The sequence below is a fragment of the Porphyromonas sp. C0026D3 genome (assembly GCF_056590775.1).
In genome coordinates, this window is record NZ_JBWPWU010000003.1 from 89,121 (window position 1) to 110,273 (window position 21,153).

Sequence of the window (21,153 nt, forward strand, 5' to 3'; positions counted from 1 at the left end):
AAAAAGAGAGCCATGACCTCATGGCTCTCCTTTTTTTGTGATAGGTGTGGTCGCCTAAGACGGACAAGCCCTCTTGCCCACCTTATCCGAGAAAAACATGCTCAACCGAGGCGTTTTTTAGCTCGTAGCCTATAAAGCGCGAGGCCAGCTGGGCAAAGCGTTCGTCCCCCTCAGTGGTGAGGAGATGGAGCTGTCCGCCCCTGGATAGTCGTTGCTCCATCTCCGGGTGTCGGCGTAGGTAGTCCATAGTGGACTCGTTCATGATATCGCTTTGTCCTTGGATCCGGATGTGGTCGGGCACATACTTGCGTATCACCGGCAGGAGAAGCGGGTAGTGGGTGCAAGCGAGCTGAATGAGGTCCATGTCGGGATCCATTGCCAAAAGGGCCTCCACCTCTCTCCGGACAAAGTAATCCACGCCCACACTGCTGTGGTACTCCCCATGCTCCACCAAGGGCACCCACATGGGAGCCGCATGCTGAGAGAGGGTGATCCTAGGGAAGTACTCGCTCATCTCTATGCCGTAGGTATTGCTCTGTACGGTTGCGGCGGTGGCTAGGATCCCCACATGTCCGTTGCGTGTGTTGGCATCCATATGCTCGACCGTGGGGCGAATGACCCCGAGGACACGCCGAGTGGGGTCGGCACTCCGGACGAGGTCAATGTTTTGGATAGCTCTGAGTGCCCGAGCAGAGGCGGTATTGCACGCCAGTAGCACCAGTGGACATCCTTGCTCAAATAGATAGGCCACCGCCTGTCCGGTATAGCGGTAGATGGTGTCGAAGGTGTGTTGACCGTATGGAGAGCGAGCGTTGTCGCCTAGATAGAGGTAGTCGTACTGTGGCAAAACCTCTCGCAGCCCTCGCAATATGGTGAGGCCTCCGTACCCGGAGTCAAAGATCCCGATAGGTGCTGTCCTGTCGGGCGGATGATGAAAAGCGTGATCCGGAAACATCAGGCAAACTCTATATCTCGTCCGAAAGGCGCAAGGGTGAGTTGGGCAAACTTGAAGTGCATCTTACCCCACGGGATGCCGATGATGGTGATGCAGAGCAAGACACCGACCACTAGGTGCGACAAGGCGGTCAGCAATCCACCGGTCAGGATCCACAGGACGTTGCCTACACACCCGATGGCACCACCCCTGGCGTCCGAAACCTTGGCACCAAAGGGGAAGAGTGTCAGGGTGCCAATCTTGAGGATCTGCAACCCCCACGGGATGCCAATGATGCTGAGGCACCAGAGCACACCGCAGAAAAAATACTCAATCGCCAGGATAAGACCGCCACCCAAGGTCCACCAAACTATTGTTTTGAAAAGATTCCAAGGAGATGTTACACTTGACATAGAGTTGATGTTCCGAAATATGAATAAAGTGAATTACCGGCGTTCCCAGGTCGTAAAGAGATAGGGGTAGAGGTTTTTTTCGTCCGCCGGATGTGCCTCTTTGTTTGTACAGATCCACCTTGTCGGGTCGATCTCCGGAAAAAAAGTGTCGGCCTCCGGAAAGGTCTGCTCCACCACTGTAATGTAGAGCCTGTCGACTCTCTCCATCGACTGCCTATAGATCTGCGCCCCACCGATCACGAAAGATTGCTCCTCATGGGCCACAAGTCCGAACGCCTCCTCCAGTGAGCCGGCCACTTCGATCCCCGGCCTTTTGTAGTCGGTGTCGCGAGTGATCACGATATTTCGCCTACCGGGCAGTGCACCCTTGGGGAAGGATTCAAACGTGCGTCGCCCCATGATGATGGGGTAGCCCATGGTTGTGGACTTGAAGTGAGCCAGATCTGCCGGTAGCCCCCTGCGCCAAGGCATGTCACCGCCTTGCCCTATCTCGTGCTTTTGGCCTATAGCTACAATGAGGTTGAGTCGCATAGCAAAAGTATCAGACAGCCACTGTCGCTTTGATCGCCGGCCAAGGGTCGTAGCCCACCAGCTCAAAGTCCTCGTACCGAAAATCCTCAATCTCCTTCACCTCCGGGTTGAGCAACATTTGGGGCAACGCTCTAGGCGCTCGCTGTAGTTGGGTGCGTGCCTGCTCGAGGTGGTTGAGGTAGAGGTGTGTGTCTCCGGTCGTGTGGACAAAGGTCCCGGCTTCCAGCCCCGTCACTTGGGCCACCATCCGGAGGAGTAGGGCATAGCTGGCTATGTTGAAGGGCACGCCCAAAAATAGGTCCGCACTCCTCTGATACATTTGGAGCGAAAGGACACCATCTGCGACATAAAATTGGAAAAGCAAGTGGCACGGAGGCAACCGCATCTCCTCGATCTGTCCGACGTTCCAGGCACTCACCACCATGCGACGACTGTCGGGGTTGGTCCGTATCGTCCGTATCACCTCTGCCAGCTGGTCATGCACCCGCCCCTCTTGGTCCATCCAGCGACGCCACTGCGCCCCATAGATTGGTCCCAGGTCTCCCTGCTCATCTGCCCACTCGTTCCAGATCCGCACCCCGTTTTCTTGCAGGTATCGGACGTTTGTGTCTCCGTGGACGAACCACAGGAGCTCATGAATGATGCTGCGGAGGTGTAGCTTTTTGGTCGTTACCAGCGGAAAACCATCCCGTAGGTCGTATCGGGCTTGGTGCCCAAAGGTGCTGAGAGTCCCGGTCCCGGTACGATCGCCCTTGCGAGTCCCGTGCTCCAGAGTGTCGCGTAGGAGGTCGAGGTATTGTTTCATGATCTTTGTTTTGAAAAACCTTGTGCCGTTATATCCGTCTCGCTACCCCCACTACTCACTAGGCGACAGCCATCACCGGCATCCGTGACAAAACCGATCTGGCTCACATCGGGCAGGGTGTCCAGTAGCTCTTTGGACGAGAGTGGAGCTGTGAAGAGTAGCTCAAAATCCTCCCCGCCATTCAGCGCACACATCGTGGGGTCCAGCCCAAAGTCCTCGGCCATCCCCACAGTCTCGTGGTCGATCGGTATGCGCTGCTCATACACTCTGCAACCAACCCCCGATGATTTGCACAGCTGCAAAAGGTCACTCGCCAGTCCATCAGTGACATCGATCATTGCACCGGGGCGCAACCCCACTCGGTCGAGCTCCCGGAGGATATCCAGTCGTGCGATGGGTCTCATCTGACGTTGCAGGATATACTCCCGTCCCTCAAAGTCGGGTTTGAAGTCCGCTGTACCATCATAGGCCACCTTTTCGCGCACCAGTAGCTGAAGGCCCATGTAGGCGGCACCCAGGTTGCCGGTCACGCAGAGGAGGTCACCCCGCCGAGCCGTCGAGCGCAAGATCGCCTCACCCTCACCGACACTGCCGATAGCCGTGACACTGATCGTCAATCCCGTGAGGGATGGGGTCGTATCGCCACCCACCAGATCCACGTGGTAAAACTCACACGCCTCTGCCACACCCGCCATGATGGCAGAGACATCCTCCACCTGAAAACGCTGCGAAAGCCCCAGAGAGAGTAGGATCTGATGAGGGGTCCCCCCCATCGCAATGAGGTCCGAAACCCCCGACGTCACTGCCTTGAAGCCTAGATAACGAAGCGGAAAATAGACCAAGTCAAAGTGAATCCCCTCCATCAGCAACTCCGTACTCACCAGAGTATGGGAGGCAACCGATGGGCCAAGGACAGCCGCATCATCCCCGATGCCCACTATTGTCGACTCATCATGTGTGGACCGAAAAGGCTCCGTGATCTTTTGCACCAGCCCAAAGGCACCAAGCTCTGCTATATCCATGGGATCTCTCTCGCTCTGTGGATTGTTTTACTACGTTGTGAGACCCAAATAAGGCCCCATCTTCACACAAACTTACAACAATTTCTTCGGGCAAGACAAAAACCACCCGGAGAAGCCCATTTTGAGGTCTGTTTTGGCACTTTTGCAACCTCCACAGAGTCAGTTGATTGCAAGAAGCCTCGAGTTTCACGGATAGAAGCAAAAGTCTTCACGGATAGAAGCAAAACTTTTCACGGATAGAAGCAAAACTTTTCACGGATAGAAGCGATCGCTTAGACGGATAGAAAAAATAAAGATGCACCGCGGATCGGAGGGGGCACCCTTATGTTTTTCCCCTTTTTCTCAATCCAAACAACCATCTAGCTCCGGGTGTCGCACCTCCGGCATCTTGAATCCCGGGTGGCGAAACATACGCCCAGAGGACCAGTGCTTCGCAGAAAATGGTATCTTTGGGCAGATACAGTGTGACTGACGACGATATGAGCTGGCTATCATTTACCTTCATTGACTTTTTGGACATCGTCATTTTTGGCTCTGTCCTATACCTTATATACAACTCGCTACGCAAGAGTGGGAGCAGCAACCTCCTACTGGGCATCGCCACCTTGGTCCTGCTGTGGGTGGTGGCCTCACTGTTGCTCAATATGCGCCTGATGGGCAAAGTGATGAGCGCAGTCATGAACGCCGGCTTGCTGGCGCTGGTGATCATCTTTCAGGACGATATACGGCGTTTTCTCAACGCCCTCGGCTCCGGTGGCAATCGATGGCTCTCCATCCGGAGACTCTTCAAGAGCCGGAGCAAAAGTGACGAAAAGGCCGAAGCCTCCTACATAGCCATGATCACCTTTGCATCGGTGAGTATGGCGCGCAAAAAAGTAGGCGCACTGATCGTCATAGAGGAGAAGATCAGCCTCGAACCCTACATGCACACAGGCGAGATCATCAATGCCGATATCAACTCCCGACTCATCGAAAACATCTTTTTCAAAAACTCCCCACTCCACGATGGAGCCCTCATCATCAGCCACCACAAGCTCATGGCTGCCGGGTGCATCTTGCCCGTGGCACAAGGACAGGAGTTGCCCAAGGAGATGGGACTCCGTCACCGGTCGGGACTGGGGATGAGCCAGCAATCCGATGCCAAGGTCATCATCGTCAGCGAAGAGCGCGGGGAGATAGCACTCGCCTACCGAGGCGAGCTCATCGCCAATGCCGATGTGGACCAACTGCAGGCCTTTCTCTCCTCCTCCTTCAAGGATATGAGCGAAGTGGGGACCATCGTGAATGTCAAGCCATAGGAGAGGAGTACAAAATGAGCCGTTTGAAGTACGACAACCGCACGACGACACAGCTCCTGAGACAGCTGGTCCAAGCCGATCACGATATCCCCAAGGCGCAGTGGCATCCCCTACTTGCCACCCTGCGACGTGTGGGACAGAAGCATGGAGACAGGGAGCCGGCCAACCAACTCCTCACCGCCTTGGTGATCGTCGAGGAGATCGGCCTGCGAGGTAGCTCCATCCTGGCTCACCTGCTGGAGCAACCGGTACTCGAGGGACTCTACACTGTGGATGAGGCAAGGGCGGTCTTTGGCCCGGACGTGGCACACCTCCTGGAGCTACTCCTACGAGTGACCGACCTGTATGCCACCTCACCGGTCGTCACGACCGAAAACTTTAGCCACTTCCTCCTCTCCTTTGCCGAGGATGTCCGGATCATACTCATATTATTAGCCAGACGGCTGCAGCTCCTCAGAGTGGCGGAGCAACACTTGGATGAGGATGCACGCCTCGGCCTGGCTATCGAGGTCTCCTACCTCTATGCTCCACTGGCTCACCGACTGGGACTCTATGGCGTCAAGAGTGAGATGGAGGACCTCTGCCTAAAGTACACCGACCGTCCGACCTTTGACTACATCAAGGAGAAGCTCGCCGAGACCAAAGCAAGCCGAGACGCCTACATCGAGGCCTTTATCGGGCCGGTGCGCAAGCGACTGGACGAGGCCAAGCTCAAGTACACCATCAAGGGGCGCACCAAGTCCATCTCCTCCATCCGCAACAAGCTCAAGAAAAAGAAGGTGGCCTTTGAGGAGATCTACGACCTTTTTGCCATCCGTATCGTCCTAGAGGCACCACCCGAGGAGGAGCGCGCCCAGTGCTGGCAGGTCTACTCCATCATCACCGATATGTACCGCCCCAATCCCGAGCGGCTCAAGGACTGGGTCTCTATCCCCAAGTCCAATGGCTACGAGAGCCTACACATCACCGTGATGGGCCCGAGCCGACGCTGGGTGGAGGTCCAGATCCGTACCCGACGGATGGACGAAGTGGCTGAGAAAGGGCTTGCCGCACACTGGCGCTACAAGGGGATAAGATCCGAGAGTGGTTTGGACGAATTCATGACCGGCGTCCGAAGCCTCCTCGAAAACCCCAACCAAAGCGAGGAGGAGCGCATCCAAGCCTTCAAGATGGACCTCTATGATGAGGAGATCTACGTCTTTACGCCACGGGGTGACCTAGTCAAGCTACCCAAGGGTGCAACCACCCTCGACTTTGCCTACCAGATCCACACCCGTGTCGGGAGCCATACCGTCTCTGCCAAGGTCAACGGTGTCAACACCTCCTTGCGACAAGTCCTCAAAAATGGCGATACTGTCGAGGTCATCACCTCAAAAAACCAGCAACCCAAGCCCGACTGGCTCAACTACGTCACCACCGGTAGGGCAAGAGCCAAAATAAAAGCCAGTCTGAGAGCGCAAAACGAGGAGGTCATCCGCCTGGCGAGAGAAGAGCTGCAACGACGGGTCAAAAACCGAAAACTCCCCTACAACGAAGGAGAGGTGGGCAAGCTGGTGCGCAAGATGGGCTACAAGCAACTCACCTCCTTTTTCCTCGACCTAAGCCACGATCGGGTCGACCTCAATGCTTTTTTGGATCGATACCGCACCTGTGTCGACACCCAAGAGACCGATACCTCCGAAAAGCTAAAGGCCGAGGACTACATCAGCCCAACCGTGCCCGAGCGCATCACCAAGGAAAAAGACGAGGTCCTGCTGATCGACAAAAACCTCTCCGGAATCGCCTACCGTTTCGCCAAGTGCTGCAACCCCATATATGGCGATAAGATATTCGCCTTCACGACCGGAAATGGCATGAGCATACACCGCATGGACTGCCCCAATGCACCAGATCTCTTTCGGAACTACGGCTACCGCATACTCAAGGCAGAGTGGACGGGACAAAAAAATGCCGTCGGTTACGAAGCCGCACTCCGTGTCGTGGGAAATGATGACCTAGCTGTGGTCAACAACATCACCGGTCAGATCTCTACCGAAAAAGAGGTGACCCTCCGCAGCTTCAAAGTCAACTCCGAAGATGGCCTTTTCGTCGGCTACTTCTACATTTACGTCAAGAGCTTGGGGGTGCTCACCGCACTCCTCAACAAGCTCAGAACCACCAAGGGAGTAAAGCAGGTGGAGCGAGTCGACTGACCGGGCGACCGCAGACAGTTGGTCAACTAAAATATTCGCTGTATATTTGTGCCAAGATTGAACGAAGGTACGGACAAATAAAAACAAGAGGGCAAAAGTTTTGCATATTTGAAATATTTGGTTACCTTTGCGAACGATTAACCGCTTGGTCAAATGGTGACGGCGGGCCCGAAAGGGATAATTGGGCAGTTACCAGAGTGGACAAATGGGGCTGACTGTAACTCAGCTGGCTTTCGCCTACGGTGGTTCGAATCCATCACTGCCCACAAAACAATCATGCGGAAGTAGCTCAGTCGATAGAGCATTAGCCTTCCAAGCTAAGGGTCGCGGGTTTGAGCCCCGTCTTCCGCTCAAAAAAAATAATGCCTATGTAGCTCAGTGGTAGAGCACTTCCTTGGTAAGGAAGAGGTCCCGGGTTCAAATCCCGGCATCGGCTCAAGTGGCGCTAGCATGGCCTATTCAAGTGCTTGATAGAGTGAGGAGGTCATCTACTGCTGACAAACAACGCAGGTGAAGAGGAAGAGACTCACGCGGGTCGATTGCCAGCCGTGTCGCCCAAGATAAGGCCTAGGCCTGATGAGGACACAGACGGCAGAGCGCCGTGGGTCAAGGCTTCACCTCCTTTTTGTGTTTTAGTGAAGAGGTTGTGAGTGTTGGCTCGTGCCGCGAGAGAGTGAATTACTTAACTCAACTATATTTTATTGTTATCAAACTATGGCAAAAGAACATTACGAAAGGACCAAACCGCACGTAAATATCGGTACAATTGGTCACGTGGACCACGGTAAGACGACCCTGACCGCTGCTATCACCAAGGTGCTTGGTGAGAAGTTCGGCAAGGAAATTCGCTCGTTTGACTCCATTGATAACGCTCCTGAGGAGAAAGAGCGTGGTATTACGATCAACTCTTCACACGTAGAGTACGAGACAGCGACCCGTCACTATGCACACGTTGACTGTCCAGGGCACGCCGACTATGTCAAGAACATGGTAACCGGTGCAGCTCAGATGGACGGTGCTATCATCGTAGTGGCTGCCACTGACGGTCCTATGCCTCAGACTAGAGAGCACATCCTGCTAGCTCGTCAGGTGAACGTACCTCGCCTTGTAGTCTTCATGAACAAGTGTGACATGGTAGACGACGAGGAGATGCTCGAGCTCGTGGAGATGGAGATGAGAGACCTGCTCTCTTTCTATGACTTTGACGGCGACAATACTCCTGTCATCCGTGGATCTGCACTCGGTGCACTCAACGGTGAGGAGAAGTGGGTGAAGTCTGTAGAGGAACTGATGGACGCAGTAGATAACTGGATCCCGCTGCCTCCTCGTGACGTGGACAAGCCCTTCCTGATGCCTGTAGAGGATGTCTTCTCTATCACAGGTCGTGGTACCGTGGCTACCGGACGTATCGAGACTGGTAAGATCCACGTGAACGACGAGGTACAGATCATCGGTCTTGGTGCCGAGGGTCGCAAGTCTGTCGTGACCGGTGTGGAGATGTTCCGCAAGATTTTGGATCAAGGCGAGGCCGGTGACAACGTAGGTCTGCTTCTCCGTGGTGTTGAGAAGGATGAGATCAAGCGTGGTATGATCATCGCTGCTCCCAACTCTGTGAAGCCTCACACCAAGTTCAAGGCTGAGGTCTATATCCTGAAAAAGGAAGAGGGTGGTCGTCACACACCGTTCCGCAACCACTACCGTCCACAGTTCTACATCCGTACGCTCGACGTGACCGGTGAGATCAAACTCCCCGAGGGACACGAGATCGTGATGCCTGGTGACAACGTTACCATCGAGGTGGATCTGATCAGCCCGGTAGCATGTAGCGTAGGTCTCCGCTTCGCAATCCGCGAGGGTGGCCGTACGGTAGGTGCAGGCCAGATCACTGAGCTGCTTGACTAATACGTCAGAAGAAGCATTGATCCTCTCCCCCGTGAGAGGTGACAAGAAATAGCATGAGCAGTGTAGCCGACACTGTTACGAAAAAAACAAGCCAAGGCTACACTGCTATGCTACATACGGGTTTAGCTCAGTCGGTAGAGCACTGGTCTCCAAAACCAGGTGTCGGGAGTTCGAGCCTCTCAACCCGTGCATAGAAAAATTTAGAAATTGTATATAGGAGATACTTTTAGGTTTATGGCTAAATCTAAGGATCGAAACATCTTTGTGCGAGCTTGGAACTATTGCGTTACCTGCTACGAAGAGCTACGCTATAAGGTGACATGGCCCGCAAAAAAAGAGCTCTCATCGAGTGCAGTGATTGTATTGGCAGCTTCCGTGATACTCTCTCTGTTTATCTTTTTGGTGGACCAGGCTTTCGAGTTCATCATGGGAGGTATTTATCACTTCATCGTCTAGCGTGAATCTGCTCAGTGTCACCTCTAGGTGGGGCTGAGTGTTCCGATAGCATGGCGGTGATGGGATGGTACTTCTGCTCACAGCATGTACACTGGCCGAGGCGCCAAGGGTTTTCCTGAAAGCACCTCCCACTCTGAGTGGCAGTGTGGCAGATAAGTGGAGTGATCACCTGTTGGTCATGAAACATTCTGCAAGTCATTCACGTCTAGAGAACAACCAACATCAATGAGTAAGAAAGACGACTTCAAGTTCTACGTACTACGTACCATTACGGGTAAGGAGACAGAGGTAGAGAGCTACATTTCCGGTATGCGAGATGTGGAGCCTTTGTTTCGTACCAATGTGCGCGAGATTCTGATCCCGATGGAGACTGTCCTACAGGTCAACAAAAGTGCCAAGGGCGGTAAGGTCGAGCGGACTCGCCCATACTACTCCGGGTACGTGTTTGTAGAAGCTCTGCTTGAGGGAGAGACGGCGCACCTGCTCCGTCGTGTGCCCAATGTACTGGGCTTCCTGGGCGGAGACGTGGAGCCGGTTTCGCTTTCGGACCACGATGTGAGACAGCTGCACGAAACAGCTGACAAGCTGAGTGAATCCTCAGATGATGTGGAGATGAACTTTGTCGTGGGAGAACGGGTGAAGGTGACCTTTGGTCCTTTCTCCGGCTTCTTTGGCGAGGTGATCGAGGTGATGGATGACCGCAAAAGACTGAAGATCCTGGTAAAGGTATTCGGTCGTGAGACAACCATGGAACTGGACTATGTACAGGTGGAAAAGGAGAGCCAGCCAGACTAATTGACCGAACGACACCGGAGCTTTGTGGTAGATGTTACGCACTCCCGGCCTTGGGAGTATCGCAAGGAGAAAAGGTGGCGGTCTCAAGTAGTAGCTCGTTTGTACTTTGATGTGTTCCACACCATTTTATTTATTAACACAACAAACTGAATTTTAATCATGGCAAAAGAAATTGCTGGCCAGATGAAACTGCAAATCAAAGGTGGTGCGGCTAACCCTTCACCTCCTGTTGGCCCCGCACTTGGTGCAAAGGGAATCAACATCATGGAGTTTTGCAAGCAATTCAACGCCAGGACCCAAGACAAAGCCGGACAGATCCTGCCTGTAGTGATTACTTACTATGCGGATAAGTCCTTTGACTTTGTTGTCAAGACGCCTCCTGTCGCTGTACAGCTTCTGGAAAAAGCGAAGAAGAAATCCGGTAGTGCTGAGCCCAATCGCAAGAAAGTGGCTACACTGACCTGGGACGATGTCAAAGCTATCGCAGAAGACAAAATGGTCGACCTAAACTGCTTCACTGTGTCAAGCGCAATGAAGTTGGTGGCCGGAACAGCAAGGAGTATGGGGATAGCCGTAAAGGGTGACTTCCCGGCTGATGTTCAATAACTAAGAAACAGATCGAAACAATGAGCAAACTGACGAAAAATCAAAAGTTGGCCCTGAGCAAGATCGAGCCGGGAAAAATCTACACACTACGTGAAGCAGCAGCGCTCGTAAAAGAGATTACGACGACGAAGTTTGATGCTTCAGTAGATTTGGATGTTCGCCTCGGTGTTGATCCTCGTAAGGCTAACCAGATGGTACGTGGTGTAGTTAGTCTACCACACGGTACCGGTAAGGAAACTAGGGTGCTGGTACTCTGCTCCTCTGATAAGGAGGAAGAGGCAAAGGAAGCTGGTGCAGACTTTGTAGGACTGGACGAATACATTGAAAAGATCAAAGGCGGGTGGACCGATATTGACGTCATCATCACCATGCCTGCAATCATGGGTAAGATCGGTGCACTGGGTAGAGTGCTTGGACCTCGTGGTCTCATGCCTAACCCCAAGAGTGGAACCGTGACCAACGAGATCGGAGCCGCTGTACGTGAAGTAAAGCAGGGTAAGATCGACTTTAGGGTCGACAAGTCCGGTATCGTTCACTCAACTGTGGGTAAGGTTTCTTTTGATGCCGACAAGATCTACGACAACGCCCGTGAATTTCTCAATACGCTCGTGAAGCTCCGCCCTGCGGCCGCTAAGGGAACGTATATGAAGAGTGTTTATTTATCAAGCACTATGAGTCCGAGCATCAAGGTGGATACACGCTCTCTCGAGGGTGACAAGTAACCATCGGATGCTGAACCGGTACTTTTTTTATACAACAGGAAGAAAACGGACCCATAATGAGAAAAGAAGATAAACAGAGAATACTAGACTCACTGGTAGAGCTAATCGGTCAGTACGATAACTTTTATCTCACTGACATGGAAGGCATGCCGGCGGACAAGACAAGCGAACTGCGTCGTGAGGCATTCAAGCGTGGTGTGAAGGTCGTTGTGGCCAAAAACACGCTCCTCCGGCTTGCTCTGAAAGAGGTAAATGAGGAGGCTTACAGCCCACTCTTTGAAACTCTGAAGGGTAACACCGCAGTGATGTTTAGCGAGACCGCCAATGCTCCGGCTCGACTGATCAAGGAGTTTACGAAGGACGCTCGCAAGGCTGCGGCCGCTACAGGAGCTCCTGTGCGCCCTGAACTGAAGAGCGCCTATGTGCAAGGAGGTATCTACCTCGGAGCAGGCAAGCTCGAAGAGCTCGTGAACGTGAAGAGCAAGGAGGAGCTACTCGGCGATATCCTACTCATGCTGGAGTCTCCAATACAAGGTGTGGTTTCCGCACTGGAGTCTGCCGCTGGTGGTACGATACATGGTGTGCTCCAAACCCTCGAAGAGCGTGGCGAGTAATCAACAAACAAGAGAAAGTGATTTTTTCAGTAAACAGATAACCAAACATAAATACAAGATACTAAAATGGCAGATATCAAAGCAATAGCTGAACAACTCGTGAACCTGACCGTTATTGAAGTAACCGAGCTCAAAAACATCCTGAAGGATGAGTACGGTATCGAACCAGCAGCAGCGGCAGTAGCAGTTGCAGGACCTGTCGCAGGTGGTGAAGCCGCAGCAGCTGAGGAGAAGACTGAGTTTGATGTAATCCTCAAGGCTGCAGGTGGTGCAAAACTTCAGGTGGTTAAGACCGTCAAGGAACAGCTTGGCGTAGGTCTGAAGGAAGCAAAGGAACTCGTAGACGGTGCTCCATCAACGATCAAGGAAGGTGCTGACAAAGCTACAGCTGAAGCACTGAAGGCTGCGCTTGAAGAAGCAGGAGCTGAGGTTGAGATTAAGTAATAAACTTCCTCTACTCTCGCACTAAATGTGCGAGAATATGGTTAAGAACCCCCAAACGGGGGGTTCTTAACCATTTCATGTCTTTTTCTGTCCCCTTTTTTATTTCATTCCCCTAATAACCCACCATGTCCTCAAATAAATCTGCACAAAGAGTAAACTTTGCGTCCATACAGCACCCTGTGGACTTTCCAGACTTTTTGGACGTTCAGCTCAAGTCCTTCAAGGATTTTATGCAGCTGGATACCCCTTCCGAAAAGCGAAAGAACGAGGGGTTGTACAAGGTGTTCATGGAGAATTTCCCGATCCATGACACTCGGAACAACTTCATACTAGAGTTTTTGGACTATTTCATAGATCCACCGAGGTACTCTATTGAAGAGTGCTTGACCAGAGGACTGACCTACAATGTTCCGCTCAAGGCGAAGCTCCGCTTGGAGTGTACCGATCCGGATCATGTGGACTTTGACACTTCGGTACAGGAGGTCTATCTAGGGCAGATCCCATACATGACACCATCAGGCACCTTTGTGATCAATGGTGCTGAGCGTGTCGTCGTCTCCCAAATGCACCGCTCACCAGGTGTGTTTTTCTCGGAGAGTGTGCACAACAATGGAACCAAGCTATATAGTGCTCGTGTGATTCCGTTCAAGGGATCGTGGATTGAGTTTGCGACGGATATCAGCAACGTCATGTACGCCTATATCGATCGCAAAAAGAAGCTCCCTGTGACCACTCTGCTGCGTGCTATTGGCTATGAAACAGACAAGGACATACTGAGTCTTTTTGGCATCGCCGAGGAGATGAAGGTCAATAAGACCAATCTAAAGAAAAACCTAGGTCGTAAAATTGCGGCTCGCGTACTGAAGAGCTGGATAGAGGATCTAGTAGATGAGGAAACAGGGGAGGTGGTATCCATGGAACGCTACGAAGTCGTGGTGGACCGTGATGAAGAACTAACGGAGGAAAATGCAGAGCTGATCCTTGAGTCGGGCGCAAAGAATATACTCCTGACCAAAGAGAGCGAGGGCGGACTTGACTATTCGGTCATCACCAATACGCTACAAAAGGACCCCTCCAACTCGCAAAAGGAGGCCGTCTATCACATCTATAAGCAACTGCGTAGCCAAGACCCGGTGGACGAGACGTCTGCTCAGGAGGTGATCAACAGCCTCTTTTTCTCCGACAAACGATATGACCTTGGAGACGTAGGCCGCTACCGCATCAACAAAAAGCTCAAGCTGGATATCAGCGAAGATATCAAAGTGCTGACCAACGAGGATATTGCCAGCATCATTACCTACATCGTTGCGCTAAAGAACGGTAAAGCCACTGTCGATGATATTGACCACTTGAGTAACCGTCGTGTACGTACTGTGGGTGAGCAACTCTACCAGCAATTTGGTATCGGCTTGTCCCGCATGGCGCGTACGGTACGAGAGCGAATGAATGTCCGTGACAATGAGGTTTTTACCCCCGTTGATCTGATCAACGCAAAGACGATAAGCAGTGTGGTCAACTCTTTCTTTGGGACCAATCCGCTGTCTCAGTTTATGGACCAGACGAACCCGCTGGCCGAAATCACACACAAGCGTCGTCTATCTGCACTAGGTCCCGGTGGTATTAGTCGTGATCGTGCGGGATTTGAGGTTCGTGACGTTCACTATACCCACTATGGTCGTCTCTGCCCTATTGAGACACCTGAGGGTCCAAACATCGGTCTGATCAGCTCACTTTGTGTGTATGCCAAGATCAATGACCTAGGCTTTATCGCCACCCCCTACCGCAAGGTAAAGGATGGCAAGGTGGATTTTACCAAAGCCGGTATTGACTATTACACTGCCGAAGCGGAGGAAGAAAAAACAGTAGCACAGGGTAATGCTCCTTTGCGTGAGGATGGAACTTTCCAAAATGATACTGTGAAGTCAAGGTATGGGTCTGACTTCCCTGTAGTTTCGCCTGATGAGGTGGATCTCATGGATGTATCTCCTATGCAGATAGCATCCATCGCCGCTTCGTTGATTCCTTTCCTGGAGCATGACGATGCTCACCGTGCGCTCATGGGTTCAAACATGATGCGACAAGCTGTGCCGCTGATCCACAGCGACGCACCGATTGTGGGTACCGGTTTGGAAGGACAGCTGGTCCGCGACTCTCGTACTCAACTTGTCGCTGAGCGAGATGGTGTCGTGGAGTACGTTGATGCTGCAGAGATAAGGATCAGGTACAATTATACAGAAGATGAGCTCTTTACCCGCTTTGATAGCGATACAGTCACCTATCGTCTGCCTAAGTGGCGCAAGACCAACCAGAGCACAACTATCGACCTACGTCCTATTGTTTTCAAGGGCGACAAAGTCAAGAAAGGACAGCTGCTTACCGAGGGCTATTCTACCGAAAATGGCGAACTGGCACTTGGACGCAACCTCGTAGTTGCCTATATGCCTTGGAAGGGCTACAACTATGAGGATGCTATCGTCCTGAGCGAGCGTATGGTGTCTGAAGACTACTTCACCAGTGTCCATGTCGACGAGTACAATCTAGAGGTTCGCGAGACCAAGCGAGGTATGGAAGAGCTGACAAGTGACATCCCCAACGTCAGTGAAGATGCAACCAAGGATCTTGACGAGCGAGGCATTATCCGCGTAGGTGCCAGAGTGCATCCGGGGGATATCATGGTCGGAAAGATTACTCCAAAGGGTGAGAGCGACCCCACTCCGGAGGAAAAACTACTCCATGCGATATTTGGTGAGAAGGCAGGAGACGTGAAGGATGCTTCCCTCAAGGCGAATCCCTCTCTGTCGGGGGTTGTGATTGACACACACCTCTATTCTCGAGCTGTCAAGACCAAAAACAGTCGTGTCACTCTGCGTGAAGTGAAAAAGCGCCTCACTGAGGAGGAGGAGAGTGAGAAGAAGGAGCTTCTGGATATCATGATCGACAAGCTATCAGTCCTCACAGCCAAAAAGGTCTCTCAAGGTGTCACCGATACTCAGGGTATAGTGGTGCTCAGCAAGGGAGCCAAGTTTACCAAAGCAGCACTCAAGCAACTTGAGCTACACGAAGTGAACGGCACCGGATGGACTAGTGATGAGCACACAAATACACTCATTGCAGAGCTTTTGCGCAACTACAACAACAAGGTCAAAAAGATAGAAAGCGACTACCGACGCAAGCAGTTTGATGCCACTTTGGGTGACGAACTCCCCAATGGTATCCTCCAAAATGCAAAAGTCTTGATTGCCAAAAAACGCAAGATACAGGTAGGTGATAAGATGGCCGGACGTCACGGAAACAAGGGTATTGTCTCCAAGATTGTTCGTCGCGAGGATATGCCATTCTTGGAGGATGGTACCCCAGTGGACATCTGCCTCAACCCCCTTGGTGTACCATCGCGTATGAATCTGGGTCAGATTTTCGAGGCTGTCCTTGGCTGGGCAGGCGCCAAGCTGGGGACCAAGTTTGCCACTCCTATCTTTGATGGGGCGACCCTTGATGACCTCAATACCTGGACCGACAAGGCAGGACTTCCACGCTATGGAACTACCTACCTGAGAGACGGCGAGACGGGTGAGCGCTTTGACCAACCCGCCACCGTCGGTGTGACCTACTTCCTAAAGCTGGGGCACATGGTAGATGACAAGATGCACGCCCGTTCCATTGGTCCGTATTCACTGATTACTCAGCAACCTCTTGGTGGTAAAGCACAGTTTGGAGGTCAGCGTTTCGGAGAGATGGAGGTGTGGGCCCTGGAGGCTTATGGCGCAGCCCATACGCTACAGGAGATCCTCACGATCAAGAGCGACGACGTAGTAGGACGATCCAAAGCATACGAAGCCATCGTCAAGGGTACTCCTATGCCCAAGCCCGGCATTCCGGAGTCCCTGAATGTTCTCTTGCACGAACTCCGTGGTCTTGGTCTCACTTTCGAGCTAGACTGATCACGCGCCACCCTATTCATTCCTCAATCATAGTAAAGCAATAAAGTACCTATGGCTTTCAAAAGAGATAAAAAGGTAAAGTCCAACTTTAATAGCATCCGCATAGGGATTGCCTCTCCTGAGGAGATCCTGGAGACCTCATCCGGTGAAGTCCTCAAGCCTGAGACAATCAACTACCGGACTTACAAGCCCGAGCGAGACGGCCTATTCTGTGAGAGAATATTTGGCCCTGTCAAGGATTATGAGTGCCACTGCGGAAAGTACAAGGGGATACGGTATCGCGGTGTAGTCTGCGACCGTTGTCAGGTAGAGGTGACAGAGAAAAAAGTGCGCCGTGAGCGTATGGGACACATCAAGCTAGAGGTGCCCGTGGTACACATCTGGTTTTTCAGGTCTGTCCCCAATAAGATTGCCTACCTGCTTGGTATTCCGTCCAAAAAACTAGAGAAGATTATTTATTACGAGAGCTATGCGGTCATCAATCCGGGCCCCATGGAAAATCTCGAGCCGGGTGACCTCATTTCTGAGGAAGAATACCTGGAGATCCTTGACGGACTTCCCGAGGGTAATCAAGATTTGCCTAATGGTGATCCCGGCAAGTTTGAGTCCGATACCGGAGCCGAGGCTATACTCTCTCTACTGGAGCGAGTGGATCTCGACAAACTCTCATATGAGTTGCGTGCCAGAGCATCCAAGGAAACCTCTCAGCAACGCAAAAAAGAAGCCCTCAAGCGTCTACAAGTCGTCGAGAGTTTCCGCGCGAGCAACGGCTATAGTCGCCCGGAGTGGATGGTGCTCAAGGTAGTGCCGGTCATTCCACCCGATCTGCGCCCTCTCGTACCTCTTGATGGCGGTCGTTTTGCGACCTCTGACCTCAACGAGCTTTATCGTCGCGTCATTATCCGCAACAACCGCCTTCGTCGCCTCATTGAGACACGCGCACCGCAGGTGATTCTCCGAAACGAGAAGCGCATGCTACAGGAGTCAGTGGATAGCCTTTTCGACAATTCCGGCAAGTCCGGAGCCGTCAAGGGAGACAGCAACCGACCGCTCAAGTCACTTACCGACTCACTCAAAGGTAAGCAAGGACGATTCCGCCAAAACCTCCTCGGTAAGCGTGTGGACTATTCAGCGCGTTCTGTTATTGTCGTAGGACCGGAGCTAAAGATGCATGAGTGCGGGCTGCCCAAGGAGATGGCGGCCGAGCTCTACAAGCCCTTTATTATCCGCAAGTTGATTGAGCGTGGGCTTGTCAAGACTGTCAAGAGTGCCAAGCGATTGGTCGATAGGCGTGTCCCCGAGGTATGGGATATCCTTGAGCATGTGATCAAAGGACACCCCGTCCTCCTCAACCGTGCGCCTACGCTGCACCGTCTTGGTATTCAGGCTTTCCAGCCTCGCCTGATCGAGGGAAAAGCTATACAGCTCCACCCCTTGGCTTGTACCGCATTCAACGCCGACTTCGACGGTGACCAGATGGCTGTGCACCTCCCGCTTAGCAATGAAGCCATACTTGAGGCACAGTTCCTTATGCTGGCTTCGCACAATATCCTCAACCCCGCCAACGGTACCCCTATCACCGTACCCTCACAGGATATGGTGCTTGGGCTCTACTACATCACCAAGCTACGTAAGGAGGCAAAGGGAGAGGGACACACGTTCTATGGCCCGGCAGAGGCTATGATTGCCTTCAATGAAGGACACATAGCCATGCATGCCCGCATCAAGGTTCGCATACAGGATATTGACAAGGACGGCAACAGCTACGAGCATATAGTCGAGACCTCAGTTGGACGACTGATGTTCAACTCTGTGGTCCCCAAGGGTATCCCCTACATCAACGACGTGGTAGGCAAAAAGGTCCTCCGCACCATCATTGGTGAGGTGATCAAGGAGTGTGGCATCGCCAAAACCTCCAAGTTCTTGGACGACATCAAGGACATGGGCTTCACCATGGCCTACAAAGCCGGGCTATCCTTCAACCTCGATGACGTCATCATCCCCGAGGAAAAGGAGGAGATGATCCAGGAGGGCTTTGAGGAGGTCGACAGCATCATGGAGGACTTCAGCTACGGAAATATCACCAACAACGAGCGTTACAACCAGATCATAGACGTTTGGACGAATGTGAACAATAACTTGTCCGCTGTCCTCATGTCACAGCTCAAGAGCGACAACGATGGCTTCAACCCCATCTACATGATGATGGATTCCGGAGCCCGTGGATCTGCCAACCAGATTCAGCAGCTATCCGGTATACGTGGTCTGATGGCCAAGCCACAGAGAGGTAGCGAAGGAGCACAGACCATGGAAAACCCGATCCTCTCCAACTTCAAGGAGGGCCTCTCCGTGCTCGAGTACTTTATCTCCACGCACGGTGCCCGCAAGGGACTTTCGGATACTGCGCTCAAGACGGCCGATGCCGGGTACCTTACCCGTCGGCTTGTAGACGTCTCACAGGATGTCATCATCACCGAGGAGGACTGTGGGACGCTCCGCGGAATTATCCGCCGAGAGATCAAGGAGGGCAACAACGTGGTTGCCTCACTGTACGAGCGTATTTTGGGCCGTGTCTCCGTACACGACATCATACACCCGCTTACAGGCGAACTGATCGTCAAGGCTGGTGAGGAGATTCGTGAAAGAGCCGCCGAGGCTATTCAGGAGTCACCGATCACCGAAGTGGAGATCCGCTCCGTCCTCTCCTGCGAGAGCAAGCGTGGGGTATGTGCCAAGTGCTATGGTCGCAACCTAGCTCACAACAGTCCGGTCGAGATCGGAGAGGTCGTGGGAGTCGTTGCCGCACAGTCCATTGGAGAGCCCGGTACACAGCTGACGCTGCGAACCTTCCACGCCGGAGGTGTTGCATCATCAGACACCGTGGAGCGCTTCTTCAAGGCCAAGTACGACGGTATCTTGGAGATAGACGAGTTGCGTACAGTTGACTACAAGCGAGAGGATGGCACCACTGCGATGGTCGTTATAGGCCGACAGGCTGAGATGCGTGTCGTGGACGAAAACACACAGATGACTCTCACCAATGCCAATATTCCCTACGGTGCGACACTGTACGTCAAGCCAGGGTCCAAGGTTGGTGCCGATGACATCATCTACGAGTCAGACCCCTTCAACGCTGTACTTCTTGCCGAAGTGGACGGTACACTCAAGTACGAGGATGTCGTCGAAAACGTCACCTTCCTCGTCCAGACAGACTCTAACGTCTCCTCCGTACACGAGGAACGGATCATCATCGAGAGTAAGGACAAAAAGCTATCCCCTGCACTCAATGTGGTGGACAAGGATGGCAACCTGCTCAAGACCATCAACCTACCGGTCAACGCACACCTTGTCAAGAAAGACAACGAAAAGGTACGCGCCGGTGAGGTACTCGCCAAGATCCCACGTGTGATCATGAAGACCGGTGATATCACCGGTGGTCTGCCACGTGTGACAGAGCTATTCGAGGCACGCAACCCAACCAACCCTGCCGTCGTATCCGAGATCGATGGAGAGATCCAACTTGGACGTATCCGCCGCGGTAATCGCGAGGTGATCGTCACCAGCAAGATGGGCGAGGAGCGCAAGTACCTCATACCGCTCTCCCGACAGCTATTGGTGCAGGAAAATGACTTTGTACGAGCCGGTGATCCACTCTCCGATGGAGCCATCACGCCGGCCGACATTCTGGCAATCCTTGGACCAAATGCTGTCCAAAACTACATTGTCAATGGTGTCCAAGACGTCTACCGCAAGCAGGGTGTTGCGATCAACGACAAGCACTTTGAGGTCATTGTACGACAGATGATGCGAAAGGTGGAGATCGTCGATCCGGGTGATACGATCTTCCTTGAGCAACAGCTTGTGGACAAGATCGAGGTCAACGAGGAGAACGACCGCCTGTGGGGTAAAAAGGTCATCACCAACCCAGGTGACTCCGAAAACTACTACGAGGGACAGCTGATCACCATGCGTCGCCTGCGCGACGAAAATAGTCAGCTCCGTCGCAAGGACCTCACCCCCATGGAAGTCCGTGACGCCATGCCGGCTACGACCAACCAAGTACTTCAGGGTATCACACGTGCGGCACTACAGACACAGAGCTTCATGTCCGCCGCATCCTTCCAGGAGACCCCCAAGGTACTCAACAACGCCGCCATCGAGGGCAAGATCGACAACCTGGATGCCCTCAAGGAAAATGTCATCTGCGGACACCTGATCCCCGCAGGTACCGGTCTCCGTGAGTACGAGGATATTGTCGTGATCTCCAAGAAAGAGGAGCAGAGACTTCGTGCACTCGAGGAGGTCAAGGCGGCCACAGCCCCCGAGGCTGATGCCGCGACCAATGAGCCATTCGTAATGCCGGAGGACTAAGTACCCACAGAGCTAGACAGCTCATCCAACACAGCAGAGAGCGGGCGTGCCAAGTAATTTTTGGCACGCCCGCTCTTTTTGTTTTGTCCAAAGTGCCCGTCCCGGACTAC

Annotated in this window: 16 protein-coding genes and 4 tRNA genes; 15 read left to right on the forward strand and 5 right to left on the reverse strand. The window is 52.8% G+C overall.

The window, feature by feature from the left end; translation table 11 throughout:
• Window positions 1–82: 82 nt before the first annotated feature.
• Genes murI through thiL form a run of 5 tightly spaced genes read right to left on the reverse strand, consistent with a single transcriptional unit; the run spans window position 83 to window position 3,705 of the window.
• Entirely contained in the window at window positions 83–955 is an 873-nt protein-coding gene (murI, locus tag AC1EK1_RS03220) for a glutamate racemase (RefSeq protein WP_480305691.1), read from the reverse strand.
• The gene (locus AC1EK1_RS03225; RefSeq protein WP_480305692.1) at window positions 955–1,347 is read right to left on the reverse strand and encodes a YccF domain-containing protein; all 393 of its coding nucleotides are present in this window, start codon (window positions 1,345–1,347) and stop codon (window positions 955–957) included. Before AC1EK1_RS03225 ends, murI begins: the two co-directional genes overlap by 1 nt.
• A gap of 33 nt (window positions 1,348–1,380) precedes the next feature.
• A complete protein-coding gene (locus AC1EK1_RS03230) occupies window positions 1,381–1,878 on the reverse strand; it encodes a dihydrofolate reductase (protein WP_480305693.1) in 498 nt (165 codons plus the stop codon).
• A gap of 10 nt (window positions 1,879–1,888) precedes the next feature.
• Window positions 1,889–2,683: a thymidylate synthase gene (locus AC1EK1_RS03235; protein WP_480305694.1), complete on the reverse strand. Its 795-nt coding sequence runs from the start codon at window positions 2,681–2,683 to the stop codon at window positions 1,889–1,891.
• Window positions 2,680–3,705: a thiamine-phosphate kinase gene (gene thiL / locus AC1EK1_RS03240; RefSeq protein ID WP_480305695.1), complete on the reverse strand. Its 1,026-nt coding sequence runs from the start codon at window positions 3,703–3,705 to the stop codon at window positions 2,680–2,682. The genes AC1EK1_RS03235 and thiL overlap by 4 nt, the downstream gene beginning before the upstream one ends.
• 479 nt (window positions 3,706–4,184) lie before the next feature.
• Between thiL and cdaA the strand changes: the two genes are divergently transcribed.
• The 15 genes from cdaA (at window position 4,185) to rpoC (ending at window position 21,043) form a co-directional block, all read left to right on the forward strand.
• Window positions 4,185–5,003, forward strand: a complete 819-nt coding sequence (cdaA, locus tag AC1EK1_RS03245; protein WP_480305696.1) for a diadenylate cyclase CdaA — start codon at window positions 4,185–4,187, stop codon at window positions 5,001–5,003.
• A gap of 14 nt (window positions 5,004–5,017) precedes the next feature.
• Complete coding sequence (locus tag AC1EK1_RS03250) at window positions 5,018–7,195, forward strand: RelA/SpoT family protein (RefSeq protein ID WP_480305697.1); 2,178 nt, start codon at window positions 5,018–5,020, stop codon at window positions 7,193–7,195.
• Window positions 7,196–7,378: 183 nt separating this feature from the next.
• A tRNA-Tyr gene (locus AC1EK1_RS03255) sits at window positions 7,379–7,461 on the forward strand.
• Between the two features lie 12 nt (window positions 7,462–7,473).
• A tRNA-Gly gene (locus tag AC1EK1_RS03260) sits at window positions 7,474–7,546 on the forward strand.
• Window positions 7,547–7,559: 13 nt separating this feature from the next.
• Window positions 7,560–7,631, forward strand: a tRNA-Thr gene (locus AC1EK1_RS03265).
• Window positions 7,632–7,909: 278 nt separating this feature from the next.
• Window positions 7,910–9,097 (forward strand): elongation factor Tu, encoded by a 1,188-nt coding sequence (gene tuf, locus AC1EK1_RS03270; protein WP_480305699.1) that lies wholly within the window; start codon window positions 7,910–7,912, stop codon window positions 9,095–9,097.
• 116 nt (window positions 9,098–9,213) lie between these two features.
• Window positions 9,214–9,286, forward strand: a tRNA-Trp gene (locus AC1EK1_RS03275).
• A 45-nt stretch (window positions 9,287–9,331) separates the two neighbouring features.
• Window positions 9,332–9,553: a preprotein translocase subunit SecE gene (secE, locus tag AC1EK1_RS03280; protein ID WP_480305700.1), complete on the forward strand. Its 222-nt coding sequence runs from the start codon at window positions 9,332–9,334 to the stop codon at window positions 9,551–9,553.
• 225 nt (window positions 9,554–9,778) lie between these two features.
• Window positions 9,779–10,348 (forward strand): transcription termination/antitermination protein NusG, encoded by a 570-nt coding sequence (gene nusG, locus AC1EK1_RS03285; RefSeq protein ID WP_480305701.1) that lies wholly within the window; start codon window positions 9,779–9,781, stop codon window positions 10,346–10,348.
• 159 nt (window positions 10,349–10,507) lie between these two features.
• A complete protein-coding gene (rplK, locus tag AC1EK1_RS03290; RefSeq protein ID WP_480305702.1) occupies window positions 10,508–10,954 on the forward strand; it encodes a 50S ribosomal protein L11 in 447 nt (148 codons plus the stop codon).
• Window positions 10,955–10,974: 20 nt separating this feature from the next.
• On the forward strand, window positions 10,975–11,676 hold the full coding sequence (gene rplA, locus AC1EK1_RS03295; protein WP_480305703.1) for a 50S ribosomal protein L1: 702 nt from the start codon (window positions 10,975–10,977) through the stop codon (window positions 11,674–11,676).
• Between the two features lie 56 nt (window positions 11,677–11,732).
• On the forward strand, window positions 11,733–12,290 hold the full coding sequence (gene rplJ, locus AC1EK1_RS03300) for a 50S ribosomal protein L10 (protein WP_480305704.1): 558 nt from the start codon (window positions 11,733–11,735) through the stop codon (window positions 12,288–12,290).
• Window positions 12,291–12,356: 66 nt separating this feature from the next.
• Window positions 12,357–12,734: a 50S ribosomal protein L7/L12 gene (rplL, locus tag AC1EK1_RS03305; RefSeq protein ID WP_480305705.1), complete on the forward strand. Its 378-nt coding sequence runs from the start codon at window positions 12,357–12,359 to the stop codon at window positions 12,732–12,734.
• Window positions 12,735–12,859: 125 nt separating this feature from the next.
• Window positions 12,860–16,672: a DNA-directed RNA polymerase subunit beta gene (gene rpoB / locus AC1EK1_RS03310; RefSeq protein ID WP_480305706.1), complete on the forward strand. Its 3,813-nt coding sequence runs from the start codon at window positions 12,860–12,862 to the stop codon at window positions 16,670–16,672.
• Between the two features lie 51 nt (window positions 16,673–16,723).
• Window positions 16,724–21,043 carry a DNA-directed RNA polymerase subunit beta' gene (gene rpoC, locus AC1EK1_RS03315; protein WP_480305707.1) on the forward strand — a complete coding sequence of 1,440 codons (4,320 nt, stop codon included), beginning with the start codon at window positions 16,724–16,726 and terminating at the stop codon, window positions 21,041–21,043.
• Window positions 21,044–21,153: the final 110 nt, after the last annotated feature.

What these genes read in the sequence shown, in the direction of transcription:
- murI (WP_480305691.1), bottom strand. Translation starts at nt 955, where the DNA reads ATGTTTCCGGATCACGCTTTTCATCATCCGCCCGACAGGACAGCACCT.
- AC1EK1_RS03225 (WP_480305692.1), bottom strand. Translation starts at nt 1,347, where the DNA reads ATGTCAAGTGTAACATCTCCTTGGAATCTTTTCAAAACAATAGTTTGG.
- AC1EK1_RS03230 (WP_480305693.1), bottom strand. Translation starts at nt 1,878, where the DNA reads ATGCGACTCAACCTCATTGTAGCTATAGGCCAAAAGCACGAGATAGGG.
- AC1EK1_RS03235 (WP_480305694.1), bottom strand. Translation starts at nt 2,683, where the DNA reads ATGAAACAATACCTCGACCTCCTACGCGACACTCTGGAGCACGGGACT.
- thiL (WP_480305695.1), bottom strand. Translation starts at nt 3,705, where the DNA reads ATGGATATAGCAGAGCTTGGTGCCTTTGGGCTGGTGCAAAAGATCACG.
- cdaA (WP_480305696.1), top strand. Translation starts at nt 4,185, where the DNA reads ATGAGCTGGCTATCATTTACCTTCATTGACTTTTTGGACATCGTCATT.
- AC1EK1_RS03250 (WP_480305697.1), top strand. Translation starts at nt 5,018, where the DNA reads ATGAGCCGTTTGAAGTACGACAACCGCACGACGACACAGCTCCTGAGA.
- tuf (WP_480305699.1), top strand. Translation starts at nt 7,910, where the DNA reads ATGGCAAAAGAACATTACGAAAGGACCAAACCGCACGTAAATATCGGT.
- secE (WP_480305700.1), top strand. Translation starts at nt 9,332, where the DNA reads ATGGCTAAATCTAAGGATCGAAACATCTTTGTGCGAGCTTGGAACTAT.
- nusG (WP_480305701.1), top strand. Translation starts at nt 9,779, where the DNA reads ATGAGTAAGAAAGACGACTTCAAGTTCTACGTACTACGTACCATTACG.
- rplK (WP_480305702.1), top strand. Translation starts at nt 10,508, where the DNA reads ATGGCAAAAGAAATTGCTGGCCAGATGAAACTGCAAATCAAAGGTGGT.
- rplA (WP_480305703.1), top strand. Translation starts at nt 10,975, where the DNA reads ATGAGCAAACTGACGAAAAATCAAAAGTTGGCCCTGAGCAAGATCGAG.
- rplJ (WP_480305704.1), top strand. Translation starts at nt 11,733, where the DNA reads ATGAGAAAAGAAGATAAACAGAGAATACTAGACTCACTGGTAGAGCTA.
- rplL (WP_480305705.1), top strand. Translation starts at nt 12,357, where the DNA reads ATGGCAGATATCAAAGCAATAGCTGAACAACTCGTGAACCTGACCGTT.
- rpoB (WP_480305706.1), top strand. Translation starts at nt 12,860, where the DNA reads ATGTCCTCAAATAAATCTGCACAAAGAGTAAACTTTGCGTCCATACAG.
- rpoC (WP_480305707.1), top strand. Translation starts at nt 16,724, where the DNA reads ATGGCTTTCAAAAGAGATAAAAAGGTAAAGTCCAACTTTAATAGCATC.